The following is a 20,921-nucleotide window of genomic DNA, read 5'->3' as shown; positions in this document are numbered from 1 at the left end:
CCTCCTTACACTTTCTGTTTTGTCGACCGTCCGAGCAGCCCCTCGGGACGGAAAATCAGGATCAGAATCAGAAAGACGAAAGCAAAAACATCTTCGTAGTCACTTGATACCAGTCCGGTTCCGAAGCTCTCGGTCATACCGAGCACAAAGCTACCGAGAACGGCCCCGGGAATGGAACCAATCCCTCCCAGTACGGCCGCCACAAAGGCCTTTATTCCGGCAATAAAACCGATATAGAAATTTATTTGTCCTATATGCGAGCTGATCAGAAGACCTCCAAGAGCCGCGGTGCCGGAACCGATAATAAAGGTGGTTGAGATCACCTTATTAACGTTTATACCGACAAGCATGGCCATGGTCTTATCCTGACTAGTTGCACGCATTGCCTTACCGGTCCTTGTGTACCTAATTAAGACCGTAAGCAGAACCATGACGATTGCCGTGGTTATCAGGATAAAAAGCTGGCTCGAACTGATAATCTTTCGATAGGGTTCGAGAAAGGCAAACTCGGGAATCAAAGCCGGAAAGGGCTGAAAGTCCGAAGTTTGTGCCAACAGCACATAATTTTGCAGAAACATCGACATTCCGATAGCGCTGATCAGAACGGAGAGACGAGGTGCCTGACGAAGCGGCTTATAAGCCATCTTCTCAATGGTGTAGCCGTAGCCCATTGCATAGACTACCGCTACAACCAAGGCAATCGCAAAAATTGCCAACGTCGGCATACCGCTGAGGGTAAGCACCCCTGCGACAATCAGGGCGGTAAAGGCCCCGATCATATATATTTCTCCGTGAGCGAAGTTGATCAGCTGGATGATACCGTATACCATGGTGTATCCGAGTGCGAGCAGAGCGTAAATACTGCCACGGGTGAGCCCTCCGAGGAGAAGCCCAAGAAAAAAATCCAGTTTCATGATTTCCAACCTTTCACTACGTTACTCAAACGCAGAATATGCTCCGGGTACAAAACGGGCGGACCGCAAGGTCCGCCCGTGTGGAAGAAAAGTTCTTCTTATTCGATCTCCACATAGGCGCCGTTTCGCACCTGATACATGGAAAACCCGATTCCGATTGCATCACCTTTTTCATCGAAACGGATCTTTCCAAGAGGCGTTTCCACCCACTCTGTCCGCAGGGCATTGGTAACGGCATCGTAATCGGTCGCCCCGGCAGCTTCGATGGCATTCAACACAGCCAAAGTTGCCGCATATGCATTCAGATAAAATGCTCCGGGATCTTCGCCATATGCATCCTGGTGCTCCTTGATCGCCTTCTTGGCAAGGGGGTTACTGGTGGTATCTTTGGGACCGGTTGCGTATACGCCCTCGGCATATTCACCGGCAACCTTGATGAAGGTATCATCCTTCACCCCATCATCGGAAATGAAGGCGATATCCATTCCGGCCTTTCGCATCTGAGCAACAATTTTGGATGCCTCGGGATGATACCCACCGAAAATGATGGCCTGGGCACCGGAGGCCTCAATCTTGTTGATAACCGCGGTGTAATCAACGGCACCAGGAGTCACACCTTCGTAGAGCACAACCTCAGCCCGGTCATCATTTTCGAGGAACCCCTTGGCAAACTCAGCAAGCCCCTTTCCGTAATCGCCCTTATCGTGCAACACAGCAATCTTTGTAAGGCCAAGGGTATCAAGAGCAAAATCTACCTCAAGGCGAGCCTGGGCATCGTCAGAAGCAATCGTTCTGAAAAAGTTGGGATAATCCCCGCTCTGGGTCAGCGGAGGATTTGTCGCCGACGGAGAGATGGCAAAAATATTTGAATCTTTGTAGATACCGAGAGCAGCTTTTGTTGCTCCTGAACAGATATGTCCGATAACACCAACAACTTTTTCACCAACCAGCTTACTTGCGGTGTTCGTCGCGACTTCGGGTTTACAAACATCATCCTCGACAACCAGTTCAACCTGGCGGCCAAGAATGCCTCCGTTTGCATTCGCATCTTTGACAACCAATTCGGCTGCCTTCACCGTGGGAAGACCATAAGAAGCAAGGTCGCCACTATGGGCACCAGCCACTCCGATCTTGATGGTATCACTGTCTTTCTTCTTACAGGAAACCATTCCCAACGTAAGAAATACGATCAGCAGGATAAGAAAAATTCTACCTCTACGCATTTCTTTCCTCCTTTTTTTTGACCAGATTATGACATCTGAGTATAGAGAAAAATGAGATCAAGTTTCAAGCATATAAAAGGAAAAAGCTGTATATTTATTCATTTCATCCCCACTCTACCCCCGTTATCGAATATTGATGCTTTCAGGAACCGGTTCCATTTGCTTCCAGCTTGTTCAGTTTCGGTGCGATGACCATCCGGCAATACGGGGCAAAGGAATTACGAGCATAATAATCCTGATGATACGCTTCCGCAGGATGGAATTGTGAAAGCGGCAGAAGCTCGGTTACGATGGGATTTTCGTAATGTCCAAGGTCGTGAAGTTCTTGCATGGATTCCCTCGCAATAATCTGCTGATGTGGTTCCGTAAAAAAAATGACGGATCGGTACTGGGAACCGATATCTGCTCCTTGGCGATCGCGGGTAGTAGGATCATGAGCCTTCCAGAAAAGCTCAAGAAGATCTTTCAGGGAAAGCCGATCGGCATCAAAACGGATCTCGACAACTTCGGCGTAGCCCGTGGTGCCGCTAGACACCTTTTCATAGGTCGGTTCAGGATCACGCCCTCCGGCGTAGCCGTTCGTAACACGAAGGACTCCCTCTACACGGCGAAAAATCGCTTCCATGCACCAAAAACAGCCGCCGCCAAGAACAATGACCTCTTCCCTCATATTTCTCCTCCTATAAATACCATACAAAAATACTAAGTTATATAGCTGTTGACAAATACCCGTCCCCTCTTCATGATCGAAGTCATGATCGAAAAACCTATTGTGGGAAAAACGTTATCGGAACATCTCAAACAACTTTCTAAGGATACCCTTGATATATTTCTTCTGGAAGAGGGCTCGCTTCGTGGAGCCATCGCACATGGCAGTATGATGGTGAATCAAATGCGGGCCAATCACGACCTTGGGGTTCTGGAAAGCTATGTACTCGGTCAAGCCTACCTTGCAGCAGGATTACTCTCCTCCGCAGTAAAGGGAAACGACAGGCTGATCCTTTCTATTGAATGCGGTGGTCCCATCAAGGGGCTAAGCGTAGAAACCGACGCAAAGGCACAAGTCAGGGGGTATCTGGCTCAGGTTCCCATTCCAGTGGAAAAACCCCTGGAAAATTTTGATCTATCACCCTTTTTCGGTCCTGGTTTTCTGAAAATCACGAAGCAGCTGGAACATGCAAAACGTCCTTTTCCGGGGCAGATCATGTTGCGAAGCGGGAACCTTGCCGAAGATTTGGCCTGGTACTATCTCGAATCGGAACAGACGAAAAGCTTCTTTTCATTGAGCATCCAGTTCGACAACAAAGGGGACATTATCGGCGCCGGAGGCCTTTTCCTTCAAGAACTTCCCGGAGCCAAAGCCGAAGCACTGGAAAAGGTACAGGAGACGGCTCTCGCCATGCCGTCGCTCGGAACCGCTTTTTCAAAGGGAGTAAGCGGTTCCGAGCTTGTCAATCGGACACTGGGAAAGCATTCGCCTCAAATCCTTGGCAGTCGTCCTCTCCGTTTTTTCTGTAGCTGCTCGAAAGAACGATTCGGAGCTTTTCTTGCCGGAATGCAGGGACTCCAGCAGGAAGAGATTCTTAAAGATTCTGATTTTCCCCTTCGGGTTGAATGCCATAACTGCGGTTCGGTCTATGAGTTCAGCAGAGTAGAATGTGAGGAACTGTTTTCGAATTAATTCGGGCCTTGAGTCTCTTTTCACATCCCAACATATTGCTATCTGTCAATATCCGCCGGAAGGATTGATCTCAAACAGTAAGGAGCGATCACGTAGATAGCGCCGCAGATTTTCAAAGGCCTGTTCAATATTGCGCGTTAGTGCCTGAGGAGTGAAACCGGCAATATGCGGTGAAAGAAGGACACTTTCCTGTTTGTAAAATGGCAATCGGGCAGGAGCACCAATTGTGCCATCCGTCGGGTAGCTGTACCAACAATCAATGGCAGCCCCGGCAAGGGTCCCCGCCTCAAGAGCATGGGATAATGCCGCCTCATCAACAATAGATCCCCTGCCAACATTAACCAAAAGTTTACCTTCCATCCGAGAAAGGCGCTTCTCATCAAAAAGTCCTATTGTAGCGTCTGTAGCAGGCAAAGCAATAACCACGGTATCGGCGGCATCGATCACCTCATCAAGATCATGGGAAATCCGTGAGAAACCGGGAATAGGGGCAGAGACAGGGCGGCGCTTGTAACCGATGGTTTCAACCTCCAGTGGCGCAAGGAGCCGGGCAAGATGAATGCCGATCTCTCCCGTTCCCAAGATTGCACAGCGGCTTCCCCGAATCGATTTCCAGGTATCGTCAAGGCCTCGCCCCACCCAGAAACCATGCCACTGTCCCCGGAGCAGATCATTGTGATATTCGACAATCTTTCCGTACCAGGCAAGGATCATCGCGAGGGTTCGTTCCGCCACATCAGGCGCATTACCGTGGCTGTTTGCAACCCGAATTCCTCTCTCCGCAATAAACTCCAGCGGAAGGTGATTGACACCGGCAAAGGGAACGATGACCAGTTTCAACCGCGGAGCAGCACTCAAAAATTCCTTCGTCGGCTTTCCTCCGACCACCACTTCGATCTCTTCCATATCCGGTTCGTCACTTTCGGTAAGGAATTGGACATGGGGGAATTCCGATCGTATCTTCTCCAAGTTCGAAGTCCATATGGAATTGAGTTTCTGATAAAAGAATATATTCATGCTGCTCTCCTCTGCTTACCGGTGTAAAGGTACAAAAGATAATAAGCTGTGGCAACGATCAAAGAGGCGCCGGCCACGAAGAGCCAGAAAGAAGAAAACAAGACGTGAGCAAGAAAAAATCCGGCCACCGGTGGCCCCAGCATATTGCCGATGCCGAAGGAGAGGTTCATGGTGCCGTTAAACCTCCCTCGATGAGTAAGCGGAGTGTTTGAGGCAACAAAGACCTGGTAGTTTGTAACGACTAAAATCTCTCCAACGGTCCAGATACATGTGGAAAGGAAAAAGAAACCAAAGGGAGTGAAAGCAGAAACAAAGGCAAGCATGCCAAAACCGGTGAGGTAGCAAAGCGCACCTAAACCCATGTTGAACGAAGCCGGAAACCGAGCCGTTGCCCCCAGCACAAGTGTCGTTGCCACCAGGACCGTCACCGCATTGAAACTCATAAGCAAGCCGAATTGAGCAGCCCCTGCACTGCCAAACAAAGAATCGAGATATAAGGGTAAAGCAAAAGAGTGCTGAGAATAGATGAGGTTGATACACACACCGAGCAAGGCAAAAACCAAGAGTTGCGGGCGCCGGAGCAAAATAGACAAAAAGGGACCACGTTCCGGCCGTTCAAGATCCTCCATATCCGGTGTATTGCCTGAGGAGGCATATCCAGCATGTGGTATTGTTTCCGGTACAAGGGAAAAAACAACTGCCATTGCAATAAGGGTACTTACGGCATCGCCGATAAAAATCCACCGAATATAGTGACGGAAAAGAAAACCGGCTATCATGGGTCCGACGGCCACCCCTATATTGGTTCCCAGGTATAAGAGACCATAGGCGCTTTGTCGTCTATCGGGCTCGGTAATATCGGCTACCACGGCGTTTACCGCAGGTCGAATCGCTCCCATAAAGAAGGTTCCGGCGATCAGAAGCCAAGGGATATAGGTGCCGGTCGGAAGAAAACCGCAGCTACCAATCAAAAGAGCCGAAGCGAGCTGAGAAGTCAAGATGATACGCCGACGGCCATGGCTATCCACAAAATGCCCTGCAGCAAAGGCCCCAACGGAAGAGGCCATTGCCGAAAGCATGACAAAGGTACCGGAGAGTGCAGTAGGCAGGCCAAGGATTCGAGTCAGATAGAGGGTAAGAAAGGTCCGCACGAAATCCCCCATCCTGTTGACTATCCTCGCACCAAAAAGGGCGTAGACTGAGCGCGGTAAGCCCCGGTATAGGTTTAGAAACATTGTTCATTATTGACAGATCTCCGGGGCTGTTACAAGCAGGAGACGATTGGTATACTGCCTTACATGAATGCACAATCAGCGGTTCGCCTTCTCGCAGTCGACCTCGACGATACGCTGTTACGAGAAGATTTAACCATCAGCAACGACAACAAACAAGCTCTTATTAAAGCTGAAGAGGCAGGAGTTACGGTGTTGCTTGCATCGGGCAGAGTATTCGAGGCAATGCATCACTATGCAGATGAATTGGGGATGACAGCCCGCCCCGGATATCTTATCAGCAACAACGGTGGAACCATCACCAGAAGTGATACGGGAGAATTGGTATCTCGCAAAACAATAGAACCCGTTCTTGCACAGCAAATCTATGAGGCTGTCAAAACAAGAAATTTTCCAACCGAAATTTACCGGGGCAGATCTGTCTATGTCGACAGAGATAACAGTTGGACAGACATCGACTGCTCCTTATCTGGTTTGACAAAAAAAATCGTACCGGATTTTGCAAAGACACTGGCCGAAGAGCCTCCGGTAAAGATGGTGGTTCCAGGAGATCCCAAAGTACTTGAAAAGGTACAGGCAGAGCTTACCGAGATGTTCGGTGATACCCTAACGATTTTCACTTCAAAACCCTTTTTCCTCGAAATGTTGCCAAAGGATGCGGATAAGGGCCAGGCACTTGCCTATCTTGCACAGAGTTTGGGAATTGCCAGGGAGGAGGTCATGGCCATTGGCGATTCGTGTAACGACCTGGCAATGATTCAATGGGCAGGCATCGGCGTTGTCATGGTGAATGGAAACGAGGCAGTGAAAGCAGAGGCCACCTACGTTACTCGAAAAACAAACGAAGAAAACGGGGTTGCCGAAGCAGTTGAACATTTTATTTTACACCGCCATCCGTAATCGTGACCACAGCGTATAATCACCACTATAGTAGTGATTATACGAAAAAAGGATTTCTTGACACCATCCCCGCTGAAATACTATAACTCAAGGCTAGGAGAACATCATGAAATCTGATATCGAAGAGACTCTTTCCTATTTCAAGGAGATGGGATTCACCGAATATGAAGCAAAAGTCTATCTTTCGCTGTTGGCAGAACATCCGGCAAGTGCCTATACCATCAGCCAGAATTCCGGTGTACCGCACAGCCGTGTCTACGATGTCACCCGCAGACTGATAAAGCAGGGACTTGCGGCAAGCAGCGGGACAAAGCCGGAACTCTTCAGCCCGCTCTCTCCCGGGGAACTTATTGAAAAGCTGCGGCGTGAGTATGAAGTGTTCACCGACGAGCTTGAAAAACGACTTACTTCGGGAAATTTCATTTCAGATTTCGATCCGGTCTGGAATCTTCCCAACCGATCAAAGGCAATAGAGCTTGCAAAGGATCTAATCGGTCGAGCAAAATCGACGATTTATATCGGTATCTGGCAGGAAGAACTGGGCGCCTTTGAAAGGGTATTACGAAAGGCGGAAAAACAGGGTGTTAAGGTTTACATGCTGCTGTATGGTGAAGAAAAACCGAGCTTTGGAGAGGTCTATCTCCACGAAACCGAAAACATGGATTCCTATTCGGAGCTGGGTCACACCCTCGATTGTACCGTCGACTCAACCTGGTGTATCACCGGCACGCTCGGAGGACAACTCCCCTGCCAGATTGTCTGGACGAAAAACAGGGGACTTGTTCAGTCGATCCAGAGTTATATCTCTCACGACTTCTACCTTGCGGAGCTACACCACCACTTCGGCGACCAGATCGACCGGCTTTTCGGAAAAAATCTTACCAGACTCAGGAAGAAATTTTCCTAATGCCTACTCCCGACGTTTTTTTCTCGCAAGAGAAAAGCCTCCGAATCCTCCAAGAATTGCCGCATAAAAGCCAAAATCATACCAGAAACCGGTATTGTTCGGCTCGTAGATGGCAATTCGATCCTTGAAAATCGAAATAACCAAGGAAATCGGGGCGATCCAACCGTGCCATATCCCTGAGAAAATACCTGCAGGCCTATCGGCACTATAACTTCCGTCTCCCGGCAAACAGCCGGTCAGTAACAGGGCCGCAATGGCAACAAGCAGGAAAAGCTTAATGGACCCCGTCGTCACACGCATCCTCAACCTCCCATGAACGAGCGCTCTCCGGATTCGAGGCCTTGATACACTCATCCAAAGGGATTTCTTTCATCGCTTTTCCACAGCATTCCGGAATCGCATTAACATCATCAACGATCACTTCATTACCGCAATCCTCACACTGATATGCCTTTTGTCCCATATAGACACCTCCCGACACATTGATATCTGTAGTAAAAATAGTAAAATAAAGCGGAGAAATCAAATATGATATCAGCAACGGCAGGAGGAGTGATGCGTATCATCGGCCGAATTGCAGCTATTTTCACCGCACTTGTCCTTATCAACGGGGCGACCATCATTTTGACAGAGTACGGTCATAAAGCCCCTCATCTTCCACCGCCACAGGAGAGGATGGCCCCTCCTGAAAGTATCACGCTCCTTTTCGCCGGGGACCTTATGGCACACAACGTCAATTTCAACATGGCAGATTACACCGACATCTATCAAGAAATGAAGCCGGCCATTGAACATGCCGATCTGGCCTTTATAAATCTCGAAACACCTGTGTATGAAAAAGCCCCCTATACAAGCTTTCCAAGGTTTAATGTTCACCAAGATTACGTGCAAGCGGCCGTAGATGCCGGTTTCGACATCTTTGCTCTAGCAAATAATCACAGTGCCGACCAGGAAGCCCCCGGTATAATCGCGACCCTCGAACTCATGCGAAAGTTGGCAGCGGAAGAGGGCATTGCCTACTCAGGCCTCAGGATGCATCAACGTTCACCCATCACCCCCACCACGGTCAAGGCTGGTAATTGGACCATCGGCTTTATCAGTATTACAAGCTTTATCAATGTATGGAGCGGTCACGAATTGATTTACCTGACCGATTATTATCGAAATGAGGCCCTAAGAAGAGCGTTCTCGGACTATATCCGTACCATCAGGCCCCTCTATCAAATTTTAGTCGTTGCTGTACACGATGGAGCCGAATACAGTAACACGCCTCTCGAACGAAAAAAGGTATTTTTCAGGGAGCTTGCCGAAGCGGGAGCGGATGTGGTCTGGGGCAACCACAGTCATGTGCTCCAACCCTGGGAGCGCTTTACGAAAAAAGATGGAACCACGGCAGTTCTCATCTATTCCATGGGTAATTTCATCAGCGGACAGACCTGGAATATCGACCCCGACGACTATAAAAATGAGAAAAATGCGACAGGTGATTCCTGTCTTCTGAATATCACCTTTACAAAAGAGCCGGGGAAGAAGGCAATTCCCCGGAGCATAACCCCGTATCTTGCCTTTAACTATCGGGATCCTGTAAAGGGTATGATAGTTCGTCCCTACGATAAGATCATCGGTGACGAAGGTGTTCCGAAAGCATGGAAAGATTTTTATCGGGAACGGAAGCGACTCCTCTCGTGGTTCCTTCGCCCTGATCAGCCCTCGTCGTGATACTGCTCGAAACGGCTTTCTTCTTCATCAAAATAGAGTGAACACATTCCGGGCAGGGCCTTTTCGAAAAATTCACCGGGTATCCGTCCGATATAACGAGGCGAGGCATCTGATATCTCATCACCGAACTCAAAGGTATCAATGTGATTCAGGAGAAAATCTCGCCGTCGGTTCACCAGCTTCTGCGCTTCGGCAAGGTCCGACGACATCTTGTCCACGAGTTCGGCTTTTATCTGACTAAGCTTGCATCGTCCTGTAAAACTTTCCCAGAAAAAGCGCCAGTAAAGCAAAAGCTCCTCGGGAGCCCCCTCTTCAAGGCTAAGAGATGCACGAATCCCGGCCCAGGCCTTGCGATACTTGCGGAAATGAGCGTCGTACAGCTCCTTTTCCAGGGGCTGTCTATAACCATAATGAAGACGAAAAAGGGTGCGATAATAAAAATTCAACTCATATTGATTAAATTGGTCGCACTGATAACTTTTCATCTCCCAGAAATCAATCAATTCGTTTCGGGCCCCCTCGGAAAGCGAGAGGAAAAAGCGCCACTCCTCCTGGGTAAATAGTCGATCATAACGATAGTGCCAACTGCTATGTCCATCTTCAAAAAAGGTGGCCCATCCATCTCCCTGCAAGCCAACGAGGGAAAAATGAACCGAGACAAAGGGGTGGGTAAGCTCCATTTTCTTCTCATCGGCAAAAGCAAAGACATCCTCCCATTCTGGGAGGGGATAATAGCCGGCATCGATACATTCGGGAAACAAAAGATTCTCATGATAGAATAGTTCGTCGTCGTTCAGCTGAACAGGGAAAATATTGCGCCGCTCCGATTCCCGGATGATGCGCATCGCCCAGGTCCTGTTCAACTCCTCGCTCTCAGCCTCGATAACGGCGATGGCAAATTCCTTTGCGCGGGGAAACTCTCCCAACTCCCTGTGAACCTCCGCAAGCATGAGCAGGTCCCGATTGGGGTCCAGAAGATCGGCCAGACGCTCCAAATTGTCGTGGCTTTCCACAGTAGCGGGATCTTTTCGGTAACGATCCTGCCGAAGCATATGGTTGTAGCCCCACATGAGACGAATACGCAAAAGGATCTCACGCTCTTTGGACCAGGATTGCTTTAGCACAGAGCGATAGGCTTCAACGTCGAGACTATCCGAGACAGGGATAACCTTATGCTCGCCAGGCTCTGTTCCAAAGGGCAGCTCAACAAGCGGTTCAGCATCCTCAATAAAAAACCAGGTATGGCACCATTCACACCAAGCCACAAGGGGAGGAATTGGCATCATGGGGGCATCGTTCCATCCATCAGACCAATAGCGGGCACCAAGACTATTTTCCGAACCAACGGAATTTCTGATGTAGATATTCCTACAGCCGGGACAACGAATAAGAAGATCGGGACCGAAGGTCATGACGACATCCCATCCTCAGATCCCGAAAGCATCCGGAGAACAGCATCACGTTCGGAAAAGCGTTTCTGCTCGCTGTAGAGGGCAAGCAATGTTATGCAAGCATCCCCCTCTCCAAAATCAATACCGATCGCACGATGGAGAAAACCTTCCGCAGCACGATAATCACCCATCATCCAAAAACAATAACCGATACGACAGAGTACGGATTCGTCATGCACCTCATCCATCGCCCGCTCATAAAGGTTAGCAGCATCCTGATAACGACCACATTTTTCACAGCTCAGGCCCCAAAAACGGTAGATATCGTCATATTCCACTCCGAAACGGTCCGCCTTAGCGTAGTCCTCCACCGCTTCTTCGTGGCGATCAAGATACGCAAGGGTATTGGCACGGGCGTAATAGGCCAATCCGTAGTCGAAACGAAGACGGAGCGCCTGATCGTAGTATTCAAGCGACTCATCGTTTCGTTCCAGAGCATTGAGAACAAGTCCCGTATTGAAAAAAAGCTTCTCGTCTTCCGTATCGTATTCAAGGGCCCTGAGATCATCTTCAAGCGCCTTCTCATACTGGCCAAGGCTGTGATATGCGGCTCCCCGATTCATGAGGGCACCTACATGCTCGAAATCGATACGCAGGACATCACTGTACCGTCTCACCGCCATATCGAATTCACCCTTATCGAAAGCCTCGTCGGCCTCTTCCAGCAGCGCATCGATCTCCGGTCTATCTTCCCGAAAATCCATTTCCACCGCTACATCATGACCTCAGTGAAGGCGGGCGTCAATACCGCTGCGGCTGATATATTTCCCCATTCCTGCGGCGCCGACAAAGCTTCCGTTATCAACAACAGTACGCCCCCGAAGGAGGGTGCTTTCGACCTTTCCAACCAGTTTCATTCCCTCATACGGGGTCCATCCACAGCGCTCATGAAGGGTTTCTGCCGTCAGGTAATGCTCTTTCTCAGGATCGAAGATTACGATATCGGCATCTTTCCCCGGAGCAATATCGCCTTTTCGGTCAAAGCCGTGGAGCCGGGCCGGAGTGGTACAGCACACATCGATCCATTGTTCAGGTGATATGTGCCCGCTACGAACCCCCTCACTATAGAGAGCAGACAGCCGCATTTCGATGGATGGAACCCCTCCGGGGATCTTCTGAAAGCCGGTTTCCAATCCCTTCTCTTTCTCTTCAGCCAAGAAGGGACAGTGATCGGTCGATACAATCTGCAACGCGCCTGAAGATAAAGCGTCCCACATGGCGGTGCGGTCGGCCTCCGGGCGTATCGGAGGAGAACAAACGGGATATGCCCCTTCGACGCCCTCACGGTCAAAGGCATCGGTGGTGAGAAAAAGATATTGCGGGCAGGTCTCTCCGAATAGGGGGATATTTTTTTTACGGGCATCCTCAATGGTCTTGGAAACAGCACGATTTCCGACATGAAAGATTTCCGCAGGAAAGGAGAGGTAAGCGGCAATCGCCGCAACCTTCGAGACTGCCTCAGCTTCAAAGGAAGAAGGACGACACGTTTCATGCCAACGGGGATGGTGTTCACCGGCATGTACCGCACGTTCGACCAAAAAGGAAATCAAGTCCCAATTTTCGGCATGAACTACCGACAGCCCTCCTGCACGGCCGACAGCCTCCATTGCCTGAAAGAGTTGGCTGTCGGAGAGCCGATAACCATAGGCCATATAAAGTTTGAAGGTGACGATACCAAGAGATTTTACTCGATTAACTGCCGCTTGGAGACCTCCCAGTTCTTTGAAAGCATCGGGGCCGATGTTCATGTGCCAGCCATAATCGACAACGACATCCCCCTCAGCCTCATTCTGCCGTCTGCGAAAAGCCGATTCCATAGTCTCCCCAGACTCCGGATGAACAAAGGGAACAACCGTAGTGGTACCGCCGAAGGCTGCCGCACGGGTACCGGTGAAAAAGTCATCGGAAGAAATCAGGCCTCCCCCGAGATCGAGTGAGAGATGAACATGGGTATCCACCGCACCGGGGATAACCAATTTACCACCGGCATCAATTTCCCGTTTGCCGGAAAGGCCGAGACCAACGGCGACGATCGTCTCGGAAGAGACGGCGACATCGGCCTCGATCATACCCCAGCTATTAACAACCGTGCCATTTTTGATTACCACATCATACATACGTACCCCCCAATAACTTTAAGACATCAGGACTTATCGGACGAAAGAAGATTTCCGGAAGCAAGGCACTCCTGAACCCCGGTAATCGCCCTGTACCAAAGAAGGGCGGAGGCTCGGCTACTAACAAAATTGAGACGAAAGAGCATTCCTTTATGGTAAAATTCGAGTTTTTCCTTGTCCTGTACATTGACGGCTTCAAGTTCATTAACGGGAAAGGAAAACCCCTCACGTAGGGTAGTCCGAAAATAGAGTGTATCTCTGGAAAAGAGAGCACGACCCGTTTTGAGCTTTTTCAAACGCTGTGCCCGATAGCCGGTGAGAAGCATGGCAGGCCCCTCTTCCATAAAAATTTGTTCACCGTCGGGAAGTTCACATATTCGTTCGATGAGCCTTTTCTGTTGCCAATCGTTCCAATCACCCAATTCCGAAAAACGAAGAGGACCGGTGACAGGTCCAAGCTCTCCTGTTTCGTCATAGGTAAAGGCATAGCCACAGGAAGAACATTCGACGGTATTATCATGGGAAACAAGGGTAGCAACCCCTTCACAGGAGGGGCAGAGGTATAAGAGTTTTTCAACATATTCCGCACGCCGTTTACCAACAAACCGGAGTTCTTTTTCTCTAGCCCAGGCAACATCGTCATGGAAAAGTTGTTTTTCCATAAGCTGTTTTACCTCTTCCCAACCAAGGCCCTTCAACTCTTCACCAGAAAAGAGAGAAAAGTATTCCAACTCAACGAGCCCTTTGCTTCTTTTTCTCGCCCATCGGGGACGGGCGAGAAAAGCACCCTTGACTCTTACCCCTACGACAGGGATGGCCAATCGCTGAATCAGTTTGGAAACCTGAGGAACATGCTCAAGGCTACGACCATCCCAAGTTCTACGTCCCTCGGGAAAGATACCGATCACGCCCCCGCCTTTGATGATCCTCACGATTTGGGCTACAGTTGCCGCATCACTCATAAATTTCGACTTCGGGATGGAACCGAACAGCTTCATGATAACCCCAAAAAGGCGTGTGCGAAAGATGTTATCCGAAGTAACGAACTGGGGCACCTCTTTGATATAGAGCCCCAGCAGGAAGGGATCCCAGAAATTTACATGATTTCCGACAATGATATAGGGGGGATGGATCGCGTTCAACTCCTTCGAACGGATAACCTGGATGGTATAAAGCCTCGGAAGAAGCCAATGAAGAAAAGGCTTTATGACTTTGATAAAAAAGGGACTTGGCGTGATAGTTTTATGTCTTTGTTTCTTATTGATGTTAGGCATCTATGATCCTTACGGAAGAGATACTCACATTGTAAAAAAGAAGCAGCAGGGTCGCAACTACTTTCAATCGCACCTTGACCGATGAAATCGTCCATGGTTGAATGGCTCATGAACAAAAAAAACCTGAAGACGATCATCATCGCCATACCCGTCCTTGTTATTGTAATTGGTCTGAAACTTCTGCAGGGAGACGGTCGTTTTCTTTATATGTCATCTGACAGACCTGCGACCATGGAGGCGCGATTTTATCGCTTCTCCGACGAAAAAGAACGCAAAGTGGGATTATTGCCTGGCGACGAACTGATGATTCGATGGGAAGAGACGGAAAAAGCAGGAACCTTGCGTCTTGAAATTTTCGATCCAGAAGGTAAACTTATCAAACGTATCGACAACGGTCCGGCCGAATACCGATGTATAGCGACACAAAAAGGTAATTATCGACTTTTGGTTGTCGGAGAAAAGGCTCGGGGCTCTTTTTCCGTTTCCTGGGACTATATTCAAGCCCTTGACAGATAGAAGTAGGATCACTATTATTCATAGTAGTAACGATTATGAATAAGGCGCTATATCGAAACAGCAAACAACGCAACGCCCTTTATCAGTATCTGCTCTCGACTGATACGCATCCTACGGCCCAAGAACTGTATGAAGCGCTACGTCCCGATTTCCCTAATCTCAGTTTCGGTACCGTTTACAGAAATCTCGGTATATTGGAACAGCAGGGGATGGTCCGAAGGCTGGGACGGGGAAGCACTTTCGACCGATTTGATGCGACGGTAGAACCCCATTATCATTTTATCTGTGACAAATGCGGAAGGATTTACGATTTGCCTCTTAACGTTGATCTTTCGCTTGAAGAAAAGGTGGCACAAGCGACGGGGCATACCGTTACCGCACACGAATTGGATTTTCATGGTATCTGCATGCATTGTAAGGAAGCCGAACGGCAAGGAGAGAAAGATCTTGTACAAAAGGCTTGACAATTCTTTTATTTCGGTTATTATTAGTAATCGTTCCGATTATTATTTAAACTTTGGAGGTAATTAGTATGGAGCATTCATTTCCCCTCATTGGCGAGGCTTTTCCCGAACTTGAAGTTCAGACAACGCACGGCAGGAAATCCCTTCCGGGCGACTACAAGGGGCGATGGTTTGTCTTGTTCAGCCATCCCGCGGATTTTACTCCGGTTTGTACGACGGAATTCGTTGCCTTTGCAAAACGGGCCGACCAATTTGCAAAGCTCGATTGTGATCTTATAGGGCTTTCGATCGACCAGGTATTCAGCCACATCAAATGGATTCAGTGGATCAATGAAAAACTTGAGGTAAAAATTCCCTTCCCCGTCATTGCCGACGACAGAGGGCTTGTTGCACAGCAATTGGGCATGATCCATCCCGGGAAAGGAACCAACACCGTCCGAGCGGTATTTATCGTCGATCCCAAAGGAATCGTCCGACTGGTTCTCTACTACCCTCAGGAAATCGGTAGAAATATGGACGAGGTACTCCGTGCAGTCCGAGCACTCCAGGTTGCGGATAAAAATAATGTAGCCATACCAGCAGGTTGGCCCGAGAACGAACTGATCGGAGATCGAGTCATTATTCACCCCCCTGCCGATGAAAAGAGTGCGGAGACACGACTTTCAGAACACGAAGGCTTTGATTGGTGGTTCTGCCATAAGAAGCTTTAACGCCATTCCCATGGCTGCCGAACGAAGCGTATATCTTCGTTCGGCTTTTTTTATATTTCTTCACAAAGCTATCATGACACTCAGCTGTTTTTTTCACGACAACAATCTATAGTAGAGTCTATGAGACTATTAGCAACCATTTCACTCGGATTATGCCTCTTTGTTACAGCCCTTAGTCCACTGTTTTCCTACAACGAAGGAGAAACAGTGTTTCCCCAAAGCAAAGAACCTCTTACCGTCAGATCCATTACCATCACAGGCCTTGAAAAAACCCGTCGTTCAGCTATTCTGCCCTTGATAAGTATCCGCCTCGGAGATCCTTTGCGTAAGGAAGATGTGGAGCAATCGCAGCAGCGGCTCAAGCAAACCAATCTTTTCTCGAAAATTCAGTTTCACTACAACCAGGAGGGACCAGAGGTCGACATAGAACTGGTGGTTGAAGAAAAGCTCTCTGTTGTCGCCATCCCCGTGGTTGCCTCAAATGGCGACTCGCTGATGTTCGGCGCAACGCTGTTTGAAGCAAATTTCCTCGGCTTACGGCGTCAATTCATCGGCGCGGCCTTTTATACGCTAAACGAAAGTCTGAATGCCACTATCGGGTATATCGATCCGTCACTGTCGGATGGAACGTCGACGCTGATCTTCTTTGCCGGAGGTGGAAAAACCGAAAGGGAAGACCTACTTCAAGACAAGACCAGCATCCGTTCTTTTACCAGTCAGGGGTTTCGTATAAACGGCGGGCTGGAAACACGAACCGACGCACGCTTGCAGCCCGGAATTCAGGTGAAGTACGACAGTACATTTGTCGAAGATGGTGACGTGGACTCGGCCCAGATGATCGGTATTGGCCTCTCGCTGAGCTGGAAGGATCTTTATTATTTAGAATTTTTCGAAAAGGGACTTTGGGCAAACGTCTCTTTCGATGTCGGCTATGATTTTTATGAAAATGGATCACCTTTATTCACCGAAACAGAGCTAAATATTGCCTATACCCTCCCTTTTGCGGGGAAGCATCTGCTTAAATTCGAAGCGAGAGGGGGGGACTCCACCGCTCCGACCGCACTGTTGAACACCTTGAATGGGGATGGCTTCAGGGTCCTTCCGTCGGGAGACAGCGTGGGCTGGCAATACATGGCAGGTTCCGTTACAGCTGAATTCTCGCTTCTCTCTTTTCCATGGGGAACAGGAACCATGGCATTCTTCTTTGACGGCGGAACCTACACTCCACAGGAGCGGAATCATTACACACGCTTCTACGGGCCGGGAGGTGGAATTCGACTCTACCTGAACAAAATTGTCTTCCCTGCTCTTCAGTTTAATATCGGCTGGAATATTCCGGAAGATGTTTCTTTCTTCTCTTTTTCCATCGGTATGGGACGATAAAAGCTGGCGATAAGAGCTATCTTGACATGATAGATTGTTCCGGCTATGCTTTTGTCATCTCTGGGGGTGTAGCTCAGTTGGCTAGAGCGCGTGAATGGCATTCACGAGGTCATGGGTTCGATTCCCACCACCTCCATAACCTTCTTTTTTTATCAGGAAAATGTTTTGAGTGATAACATTTTTTCGGGAGACATCGACCCAGAAATTGCGGAACTCATGGGGATGGAGCCCCAGGGCTCTTCCGATACCACTCCGGATTTTTCCGATCTCTTCGACGAAGGTCAAATAAGCGAACAGACGGTTGAGGTAGAACAGGTTGATCTCAATAAGACGACCTTCACGCCCATAACAAAATTTCAATCAGATAAACCGCTTCCTTACTTTTCGGAGGCATCGTTCTATAAGATCGTCCTATCCGGCGAAGGGGAGGATGCTAAGCGCCTTCATTCCCTTCTTTCTAAATTCCTTAATGCAACGGACGTCAAAGATAAATCACTCTATCGGCAAAAGTTGATCCCCGCCTATTGGAATGTTGCCGCTTCGATTGCGGCAAGAATACATGGCCATCTCCCCGAGCAAAAGAAGTACATGTTTCGGTACGGTTTTTTAATACCTACCATTGTTTCGAAAGAACAGCGGGAGATGATTGCCAGAATCATCCCCGAAAACCAGACCAATGAACCAGTCTATTATATCGACGAATGGCTCAAAAAGATCGCCATCGGAGCCATTTCGGCCTCGGCGACCGACGAGGTAAAGGCAAAACAGCAAAATCAGGGGCAGCGCCTCACCGGTCAAATTGAAAAAGCCCGAGGCCACAAAGAAGTCCAGATTGGCTTGATTCGGTCGAAAATGATAGAAATCGAAAGTGCCGAGAAACTCATCCTTGCAAAAATGAACGATGTCATGCACCATCCTCAGCATGAACGATTTCCGCAGGTCAAACTCCCTTACGAGGCAAGTCAGAGAAGCTGCCTCGGAGAAATCATGCAAACGGTTCGAAGGCTCCAGGCAATGGACAAAGAGATATCCCTCTTTTTCCGTGATCTGGAAACTGCGGATAATCAGCTGGAAGAGCTTTTGTCAAAAGCCGGAAAGTCAGGGAACTTTTCCGCTGTCGACAGCAGAACACTGCAGGAAGAGTTTAACACCGTTCGTCAAATGGCGAAGATGTGTGTGGGGCGGCAGGGTAACCATTTTCCCATACTTATGAAACAGTATCTTAAGCCCTCTATTCGTGAGATAGGTACCAGAGAAAATATCATTGCCGAAATGACCTCGATCGAACACCTTGATCCCGGTGTTTTTCTCAGGACCTTTAAACGACAGACAAACCGAATCGTACCCTATATCGTCCTCGTTCCCTGTTATGGGGACAAGGGAATTTGCTGGGAACCTTTCGACCGTTACAACCGTGCGACAAGCCGCGGAAGAATTGCTCTCCCCATGTACCCTAAGGATCTCAGAACGGCGGTGCTCAGCGCCATTGCCGATCTACGTTGGCAGGTTGCAAAGGAAAAAGCCCAGCATTATTGGATGGAAGAGGGGCTTACCGGTCATTACTACCAATGGTTTATTGCGCAGAAAATTCGCGGAGATGTGAAGGAATATTTCATACAGGATTATATCCTCTGGATTACCAAAGAGAGCGAAGGAACCCAGAAACTCGACCGGGAGGTTCGCGGCATTTTCTGGCGCAATATGCCTTTCCCTCAGGAACTTAAAGAAGAACTTCGTAAACGCGGCTATGTTTACAACGAACTATACAAAAAAGATATAAACCGCTCCATCTCAGACGGCTATTGATCCCAAAAGCTAGCGCTTACGGCTCCGAAAGATGGGATGGAAATATTTTTCCATATCTATTTTTTTCGAGATAAAACCGACCAACTTGTGGTAGATAAAAAAACTCCCGCCCACCGACGCAGCAAAAATAAGGAGAAAAATAAACTGTCCAAGACCGGCACCAGTATCGGCAGGTAAAAGTAAAGAAGCAAGGGCAAAAAGCCCCAGCATGAGAACAATCATAATGACAATATTGAGAAATGATGCGGCGAGTATAAAAATCACGGTATTGGCTTTCTTGTTCATTGCTTTCTTTCCTCCAGAAAAAACGAGATAAGAAGGGCGATGCCTGCTACCACAACCGTAGAATCTGCGACATTAAAGGTAGGCCAACGATCGAGCCCGAAAAGTCCATAAAATTTAACATCGATAAAATCGACAACCCCCTCGGGACGAAAAATCCTATCAATGATATTCCCCGCCCCCCCGCCGACAATAGCGGCAAGCACCCAACGCTGGAAAGAGGAAAGGTCCCGACCTTTCACAAGATAGACGGAAATTGCAACAAGGGCGATGAGAGGCACCAAAATAAATAAGAAAAGCTTGACCGGCTGTGGAAATCCGTTTCCAAGACTAAAGGCCACCGCAAGATTACGCGTATGAATGATACGCAAAAAATCTCCGCCGAAACTCCGTGCAACGGTATGATAGGGAACAAGAGAAACAATCAACCATTTTGTGAGCTGATCCAGCAGAATGATGGCCGCGGTGAGAAAAAATGGGCGATACGGCTTCTCCATTACAGCCCCGTCGGAAGATCGATAAAGCAGGTTTCAATCCCGGTATCCGCTTCCAACTTGCCCGCCATCAATTGAACACCATACACCTCGGTTCGATAATGACCGGCAGCAATGAGATTGATACCCGATTCCTGGCACAAATGATAAACCTGATGGCTCAGCTCTCCTGTGAGATAGAGATCGACACCCTTTTCAATCGCCTGCTCTACATCTTTGTCCGCACCACCCGAAATAATGGCCACAGAAGAAATCTTTTCAGGGCCAAAAGCGAGAACTCCCAGGAGCTCTTCCCTATCCATTTCCAACAGGGCAAGAACATCATCGATGGTTTGGGGTGTTTCAAAACGACCGGCACAGCCGATTCGAACTCTTCGAAACACACCAAAGGGTTCTATATCTTTCAAACCAAGCTGTTTGGCAAGGCCCGCATTATTGCCGTATGTTTCGTGCATGTCGAGAGGCAAATGTGCCGCATACAGGGCAATATCATTCTCGATCAAAGCGGCAATGCGGCGATAATGAGAACCGGTTATACTCTGTTCCTTTCCCCAAAAAAGGCCGTGATGTACGAAGAGCATCTGCGCGCCGATATCTTTTGTCCGGAGGATACTCTCTTCGCAGGCATCAACGGCAAAGGCGACCTTTCGCACCGGCATGTCGAAGCGTCCGACCTGCAGACCATTGAGGGAGTAATCGACTCCGGCAAGATCATCGATAGCAAGAATCGAGCGAAAATAGGCATCAAGTTCACTGACTGTCATGCATCTATTATACGCCTCGCCCCTCTCGCTTGACAACCCGAGAGGGGGCTAACTATAGTGGGGAACT

General features: G+C 48.8%; 23 protein-coding genes and 1 tRNA gene. 10 read left to right on the top strand and 14 right to left on the bottom strand.

What is annotated here, in order from left to right; genetic code table 11:
- Nucleotides 1-5 precede the first annotated feature (5 nt).
- The 3 genes from SPIRS_RS01740 to msrA form a co-directional block, all read right to left on the bottom strand.
- Nucleotides 6-914: a branched-chain amino acid ABC transporter permease gene (locus SPIRS_RS01740; protein ID WP_013252964.1), complete on the bottom strand. Its 909-nt coding sequence runs from the start codon at nucleotides 912-914 to the stop codon at nucleotides 6-8.
- Between the two features lie 98 nt (nucleotides 915-1,012).
- Nucleotides 1,013-2,137 carry a branched-chain amino acid ABC transporter substrate-binding protein gene (locus tag SPIRS_RS01735; RefSeq protein ID WP_013252963.1) on the bottom strand — a complete coding sequence of 375 codons (1,125 nt, stop codon included), beginning with the start codon at nucleotides 2,135-2,137 and terminating at the stop codon, nucleotides 1,013-1,015.
- 142 nt (nucleotides 2,138-2,279) lie between these two features.
- Entirely contained in the window at nucleotides 2,280-2,807 is a 528-nt protein-coding gene (gene msrA / locus SPIRS_RS01730; RefSeq protein ID WP_013252962.1) for a peptide-methionine (S)-S-oxide reductase MsrA, read from the bottom strand.
- An 84-nt stretch (nucleotides 2,808-2,891) separates the two neighbouring features.
- Here msrA and SPIRS_RS01725 point away from each other — a divergent pair, with 84 nt between their 5' ends.
- Nucleotides 2,892-3,818: an Hsp33 family molecular chaperone HslO gene (locus tag SPIRS_RS01725; RefSeq protein WP_013252961.1), complete on the top strand. Its 927-nt coding sequence runs from the start codon at nucleotides 2,892-2,894 to the stop codon at nucleotides 3,816-3,818.
- Between the two features lie 45 nt (nucleotides 3,819-3,863).
- Here the strand turns inward: SPIRS_RS01725 and SPIRS_RS01720 are convergent, their stop codons facing one another.
- On the bottom strand, nucleotides 3,864-4,835 hold the full coding sequence (locus SPIRS_RS01720; RefSeq protein WP_013252960.1) for a 2-hydroxyacid dehydrogenase: 972 nt from the start codon (nucleotides 4,833-4,835) through the stop codon (nucleotides 3,864-3,866).
- The gene (locus SPIRS_RS01715; protein ID WP_013252959.1) at nucleotides 4,832-6,070 is read right to left on the bottom strand and encodes an MFS transporter; all 1,239 of its coding nucleotides are present in this window, start codon (nucleotides 6,068-6,070) and stop codon (nucleotides 4,832-4,834) included. The genes SPIRS_RS01720 and SPIRS_RS01715 overlap by 4 nt, the downstream gene beginning before the upstream one ends.
- A 63-nt stretch (nucleotides 6,071-6,133) precedes the next feature.
- Between SPIRS_RS01715 and SPIRS_RS01710 the strand changes: the two genes are divergently transcribed.
- Both SPIRS_RS01710 and SPIRS_RS01705 read left to right on the top strand, forming a co-directional pair.
- Nucleotides 6,134-6,967: a Cof-type HAD-IIB family hydrolase gene (locus tag SPIRS_RS01710; protein ID WP_013252958.1), complete on the top strand. Its 834-nt coding sequence runs from the start codon at nucleotides 6,134-6,136 to the stop codon at nucleotides 6,965-6,967.
- A gap of 106 nt (nucleotides 6,968-7,073) precedes the next feature.
- Nucleotides 7,074-7,874 (top strand): TrmB family transcriptional regulator, encoded by an 801-nt coding sequence (locus SPIRS_RS01705; protein ID WP_013252957.1) that lies wholly within the window; start codon nucleotides 7,074-7,076, stop codon nucleotides 7,872-7,874.
- Nucleotides 7,875-7,877: 3 nt separating this feature from the next.
- Here SPIRS_RS01705 and SPIRS_RS01700 read toward each other — a convergent pair whose 3' ends face one another.
- Nucleotides 7,878-8,174, bottom strand: coding sequence for a hypothetical protein (locus tag SPIRS_RS01700; RefSeq protein ID WP_013252956.1), 297 nt, complete (start codon nucleotides 8,172-8,174; stop codon nucleotides 7,878-7,880).
- A complete protein-coding gene (locus SPIRS_RS01695; protein ID WP_013252955.1) occupies nucleotides 8,149-8,337 on the bottom strand; it encodes a hypothetical protein in 189 nt (62 codons plus the stop codon). Before SPIRS_RS01695 ends, SPIRS_RS01700 begins: the two co-directional genes overlap by 26 nt.
- Before the next feature lie 65 nt (nucleotides 8,338-8,402).
- Here SPIRS_RS01695 and SPIRS_RS01690 point away from each other — a divergent pair, with 65 nt between their 5' ends.
- Nucleotides 8,403-9,593 carry a CapA family protein gene (locus tag SPIRS_RS01690; RefSeq protein ID WP_245537668.1) on the top strand — a complete coding sequence of 397 codons (1,191 nt, stop codon included), beginning with the start codon at nucleotides 8,403-8,405 and terminating at the stop codon, nucleotides 9,591-9,593.
- Here SPIRS_RS01690 and SPIRS_RS01685 read toward each other — a convergent pair.
- From SPIRS_RS01685 to SPIRS_RS01670, 4 genes are read right to left on the bottom strand one after another with little or no spacing between them, the layout of a single operon-like run.
- Nucleotides 9,578-11,005: a hypothetical protein gene (locus tag SPIRS_RS01685; protein ID WP_013252953.1), complete on the bottom strand. Its 1,428-nt coding sequence runs from the start codon at nucleotides 11,003-11,005 to the stop codon at nucleotides 9,578-9,580. The two genes, SPIRS_RS01690 and SPIRS_RS01685, sit on opposite strands and share 16 nt — an antisense overlap.
- Nucleotides 11,002-11,748 (bottom strand): tetratricopeptide repeat protein, encoded by a 747-nt coding sequence (locus SPIRS_RS01680; protein WP_013252952.1) that lies wholly within the window; start codon nucleotides 11,746-11,748, stop codon nucleotides 11,002-11,004. Before SPIRS_RS01680 ends, SPIRS_RS01685 begins: the two co-directional genes overlap by 4 nt.
- A gap of 21 nt (nucleotides 11,749-11,769) precedes the next feature.
- Nucleotides 11,770-13,161: a dihydropyrimidinase gene (gene hydA, locus SPIRS_RS01675; RefSeq protein WP_013252951.1), complete on the bottom strand. Its 1,392-nt coding sequence runs from the start codon at nucleotides 13,159-13,161 to the stop codon at nucleotides 11,770-11,772.
- A 26-nt stretch (nucleotides 13,162-13,187) separates the two neighbouring features.
- Nucleotides 13,188-14,435: a 1-acyl-sn-glycerol-3-phosphate acyltransferase gene (locus SPIRS_RS01670; protein WP_013252950.1), complete on the bottom strand. Its 1,248-nt coding sequence runs from the start codon at nucleotides 14,433-14,435 to the stop codon at nucleotides 13,188-13,190.
- Nucleotides 14,436-14,528: 93 nt separating this feature from the next.
- Between SPIRS_RS01670 and SPIRS_RS01665 the strand changes: the two genes are divergently transcribed.
- The 6 genes from SPIRS_RS01665 (at nucleotide 14,529) to SPIRS_RS01640 (ending at nucleotide 19,314) form a co-directional block, all read left to right on the top strand.
- Nucleotides 14,529-14,951 carry a hypothetical protein gene (locus SPIRS_RS01665; RefSeq protein ID WP_245537667.1) on the top strand — a complete coding sequence of 141 codons (423 nt, stop codon included), beginning with the start codon at nucleotides 14,529-14,531 and terminating at the stop codon, nucleotides 14,949-14,951.
- A 35-nt stretch (nucleotides 14,952-14,986) separates the two neighbouring features.
- The gene (locus SPIRS_RS01660; RefSeq protein WP_013252948.1) at nucleotides 14,987-15,415 is read left to right on the top strand and encodes a Fur family transcriptional regulator; all 429 of its coding nucleotides are present in this window, start codon (nucleotides 14,987-14,989) and stop codon (nucleotides 15,413-15,415) included.
- Nucleotides 15,416-15,483: 68 nt separating this feature from the next.
- The gene (locus SPIRS_RS01655; RefSeq protein ID WP_013252947.1) at nucleotides 15,484-16,125 is read left to right on the top strand and encodes a peroxiredoxin; all 642 of its coding nucleotides are present in this window, start codon (nucleotides 15,484-15,486) and stop codon (nucleotides 16,123-16,125) included.
- Between the two features lie 120 nt (nucleotides 16,126-16,245).
- Nucleotides 16,246-17,508 carry a POTRA domain-containing protein gene (locus SPIRS_RS01650; protein WP_013252946.1) on the top strand — a complete coding sequence of 421 codons (1,263 nt, stop codon included), beginning with the start codon at nucleotides 16,246-16,248 and terminating at the stop codon, nucleotides 17,506-17,508.
- 62 nt (nucleotides 17,509-17,570) lie between these two features.
- Nucleotides 17,571-17,644 (top strand) — tRNA-Ala (locus SPIRS_RS01645).
- Between the two features lie 29 nt (nucleotides 17,645-17,673).
- Entirely contained in the window at nucleotides 17,674-19,314 is a 1,641-nt protein-coding gene (locus SPIRS_RS01640; protein ID WP_013252945.1) for a hypothetical protein, read from the top strand.
- Nucleotides 19,315-19,323: 9 nt separating this feature from the next.
- Here SPIRS_RS01640 and SPIRS_RS01635 read toward each other — a convergent pair whose 3' ends face one another.
- The 3 genes from SPIRS_RS01635 to SPIRS_RS01625 are packed head-to-tail and all read right to left on the bottom strand — an operon-like array spanning nucleotide 19,324 to nucleotide 20,854.
- Entirely contained in the window at nucleotides 19,324-19,599 is a 276-nt protein-coding gene (locus SPIRS_RS01635) for a hypothetical protein (protein WP_013252944.1), read from the bottom strand.
- On the bottom strand, nucleotides 19,596-20,093 hold the full coding sequence (lspA, locus tag SPIRS_RS01630) for a signal peptidase II (RefSeq protein WP_013252943.1): 498 nt from the start codon (nucleotides 20,091-20,093) through the stop codon (nucleotides 19,596-19,598). The genes SPIRS_RS01635 and lspA overlap by 4 nt, the downstream gene beginning before the upstream one ends.
- The gene (locus SPIRS_RS01625; protein WP_013252942.1) at nucleotides 20,093-20,854 is read right to left on the bottom strand and encodes a Nif3-like dinuclear metal center hexameric protein; all 762 of its coding nucleotides are present in this window, start codon (nucleotides 20,852-20,854) and stop codon (nucleotides 20,093-20,095) included. Before SPIRS_RS01625 ends, lspA begins: the two co-directional genes overlap by 1 nt.
- Between the last annotated feature and the right edge of the window lie 67 nt (nucleotides 20,855-20,921).

This window comes from Sediminispirochaeta smaragdinae DSM 11293 (assembly GCF_000143985.1).
GTDB classification, from domain to species: domain Bacteria; phylum Spirochaetota; class Spirochaetia; order DSM-16054; family Sediminispirochaetaceae; genus Sediminispirochaeta; species Sediminispirochaeta smaragdinae.
The sequence above is the reverse complement of the archived record's forward strand: the minus strand, read 5'-3'. Positions and strand labels throughout refer to the sequence as shown.

Coding starts and splice junctions, on each gene's coding strand:
- SPIRS_RS01740 (WP_013252964.1), bottom strand. CDS start 914: ATGAAACTGGATTTTTTTCTTGGGCTTCTCCTCGGAGGGCTCACCCGT.
- SPIRS_RS01735 (WP_013252963.1), bottom strand. CDS start 2,137: ATGCGTAGAGGTAGAATTTTTCTTATCCTGCTGATCGTATTTCTTACG.
- msrA (WP_013252962.1), bottom strand. CDS start 2,807: ATGAGGGAAGAGGTCATTGTTCTTGGCGGCGGCTGTTTTTGGTGCATG.
- SPIRS_RS01725 (WP_013252961.1), top strand. CDS start 2,892: ATGATCGAAAAACCTATTGTGGGAAAAACGTTATCGGAACATCTCAAA.
- SPIRS_RS01720 (WP_013252960.1), bottom strand. CDS start 4,835: ATGAATATATTCTTTTATCAGAAACTCAATTCCATATGGACTTCGAAC.
- SPIRS_RS01715 (WP_013252959.1), bottom strand. CDS start 6,070: ATGTTTCTAAACCTATACCGGGGCTTACCGCGCTCAGTCTACGCCCTT.
- SPIRS_RS01710 (WP_013252958.1), top strand. CDS start 6,134: ATGAATGCACAATCAGCGGTTCGCCTTCTCGCAGTCGACCTCGACGAT.
- SPIRS_RS01705 (WP_013252957.1), top strand. CDS start 7,074: ATGAAATCTGATATCGAAGAGACTCTTTCCTATTTCAAGGAGATGGGA.
- SPIRS_RS01700 (WP_013252956.1), bottom strand. CDS start 8,174: ATGCGTGTGACGACGGGGTCCATTAAGCTTTTCCTGCTTGTTGCCATT.
- SPIRS_RS01695 (WP_013252955.1), bottom strand. CDS start 8,337: ATGGGACAAAAGGCATATCAGTGTGAGGATTGCGGTAATGAAGTGATC.
- SPIRS_RS01690 (WP_245537668.1), top strand. CDS start 8,403: ATGATATCAGCAACGGCAGGAGGAGTGATGCGTATCATCGGCCGAATT.
- SPIRS_RS01685 (WP_013252953.1), bottom strand. CDS start 11,005: ATGACCTTCGGTCCCGATCTTCTTATTCGTTGTCCCGGCTGTAGGAAT.
- SPIRS_RS01680 (WP_013252952.1), bottom strand. CDS start 11,748: ATGGATTTTCGGGAAGATAGACCGGAGATCGATGCGCTGCTGGAAGAG.
- hydA (WP_013252951.1), bottom strand. CDS start 13,161: ATGTATGATGTGGTAATCAAAAATGGCACGGTTGTTAATAGCTGGGGT.
- SPIRS_RS01670 (WP_013252950.1), bottom strand. CDS start 14,435: ATGCCTAACATCAATAAGAAACAAAGACATAAAACTATCACGCCAAGT.
- SPIRS_RS01665 (WP_245537667.1), top strand. CDS start 14,529: ATGGTTGAATGGCTCATGAACAAAAAAAACCTGAAGACGATCATCATC.
- SPIRS_RS01660 (WP_013252948.1), top strand. CDS start 14,987: ATGAATAAGGCGCTATATCGAAACAGCAAACAACGCAACGCCCTTTAT.
- SPIRS_RS01655 (WP_013252947.1), top strand. CDS start 15,484: ATGGAGCATTCATTTCCCCTCATTGGCGAGGCTTTTCCCGAACTTGAA.
- SPIRS_RS01650 (WP_013252946.1), top strand. CDS start 16,246: ATGAGACTATTAGCAACCATTTCACTCGGATTATGCCTCTTTGTTACA.
- SPIRS_RS01635 (WP_013252944.1), bottom strand. CDS start 19,599: ATGAACAAGAAAGCCAATACCGTGATTTTTATACTCGCCGCATCATTT.
- lspA (WP_013252943.1), bottom strand. CDS start 20,093: ATGGAGAAGCCGTATCGCCCATTTTTTCTCACCGCGGCCATCATTCTG.
- SPIRS_RS01625 (WP_013252942.1), bottom strand. CDS start 20,854: ATGACAGTCAGTGAACTTGATGCCTATTTTCGCTCGATTCTTGCTATC.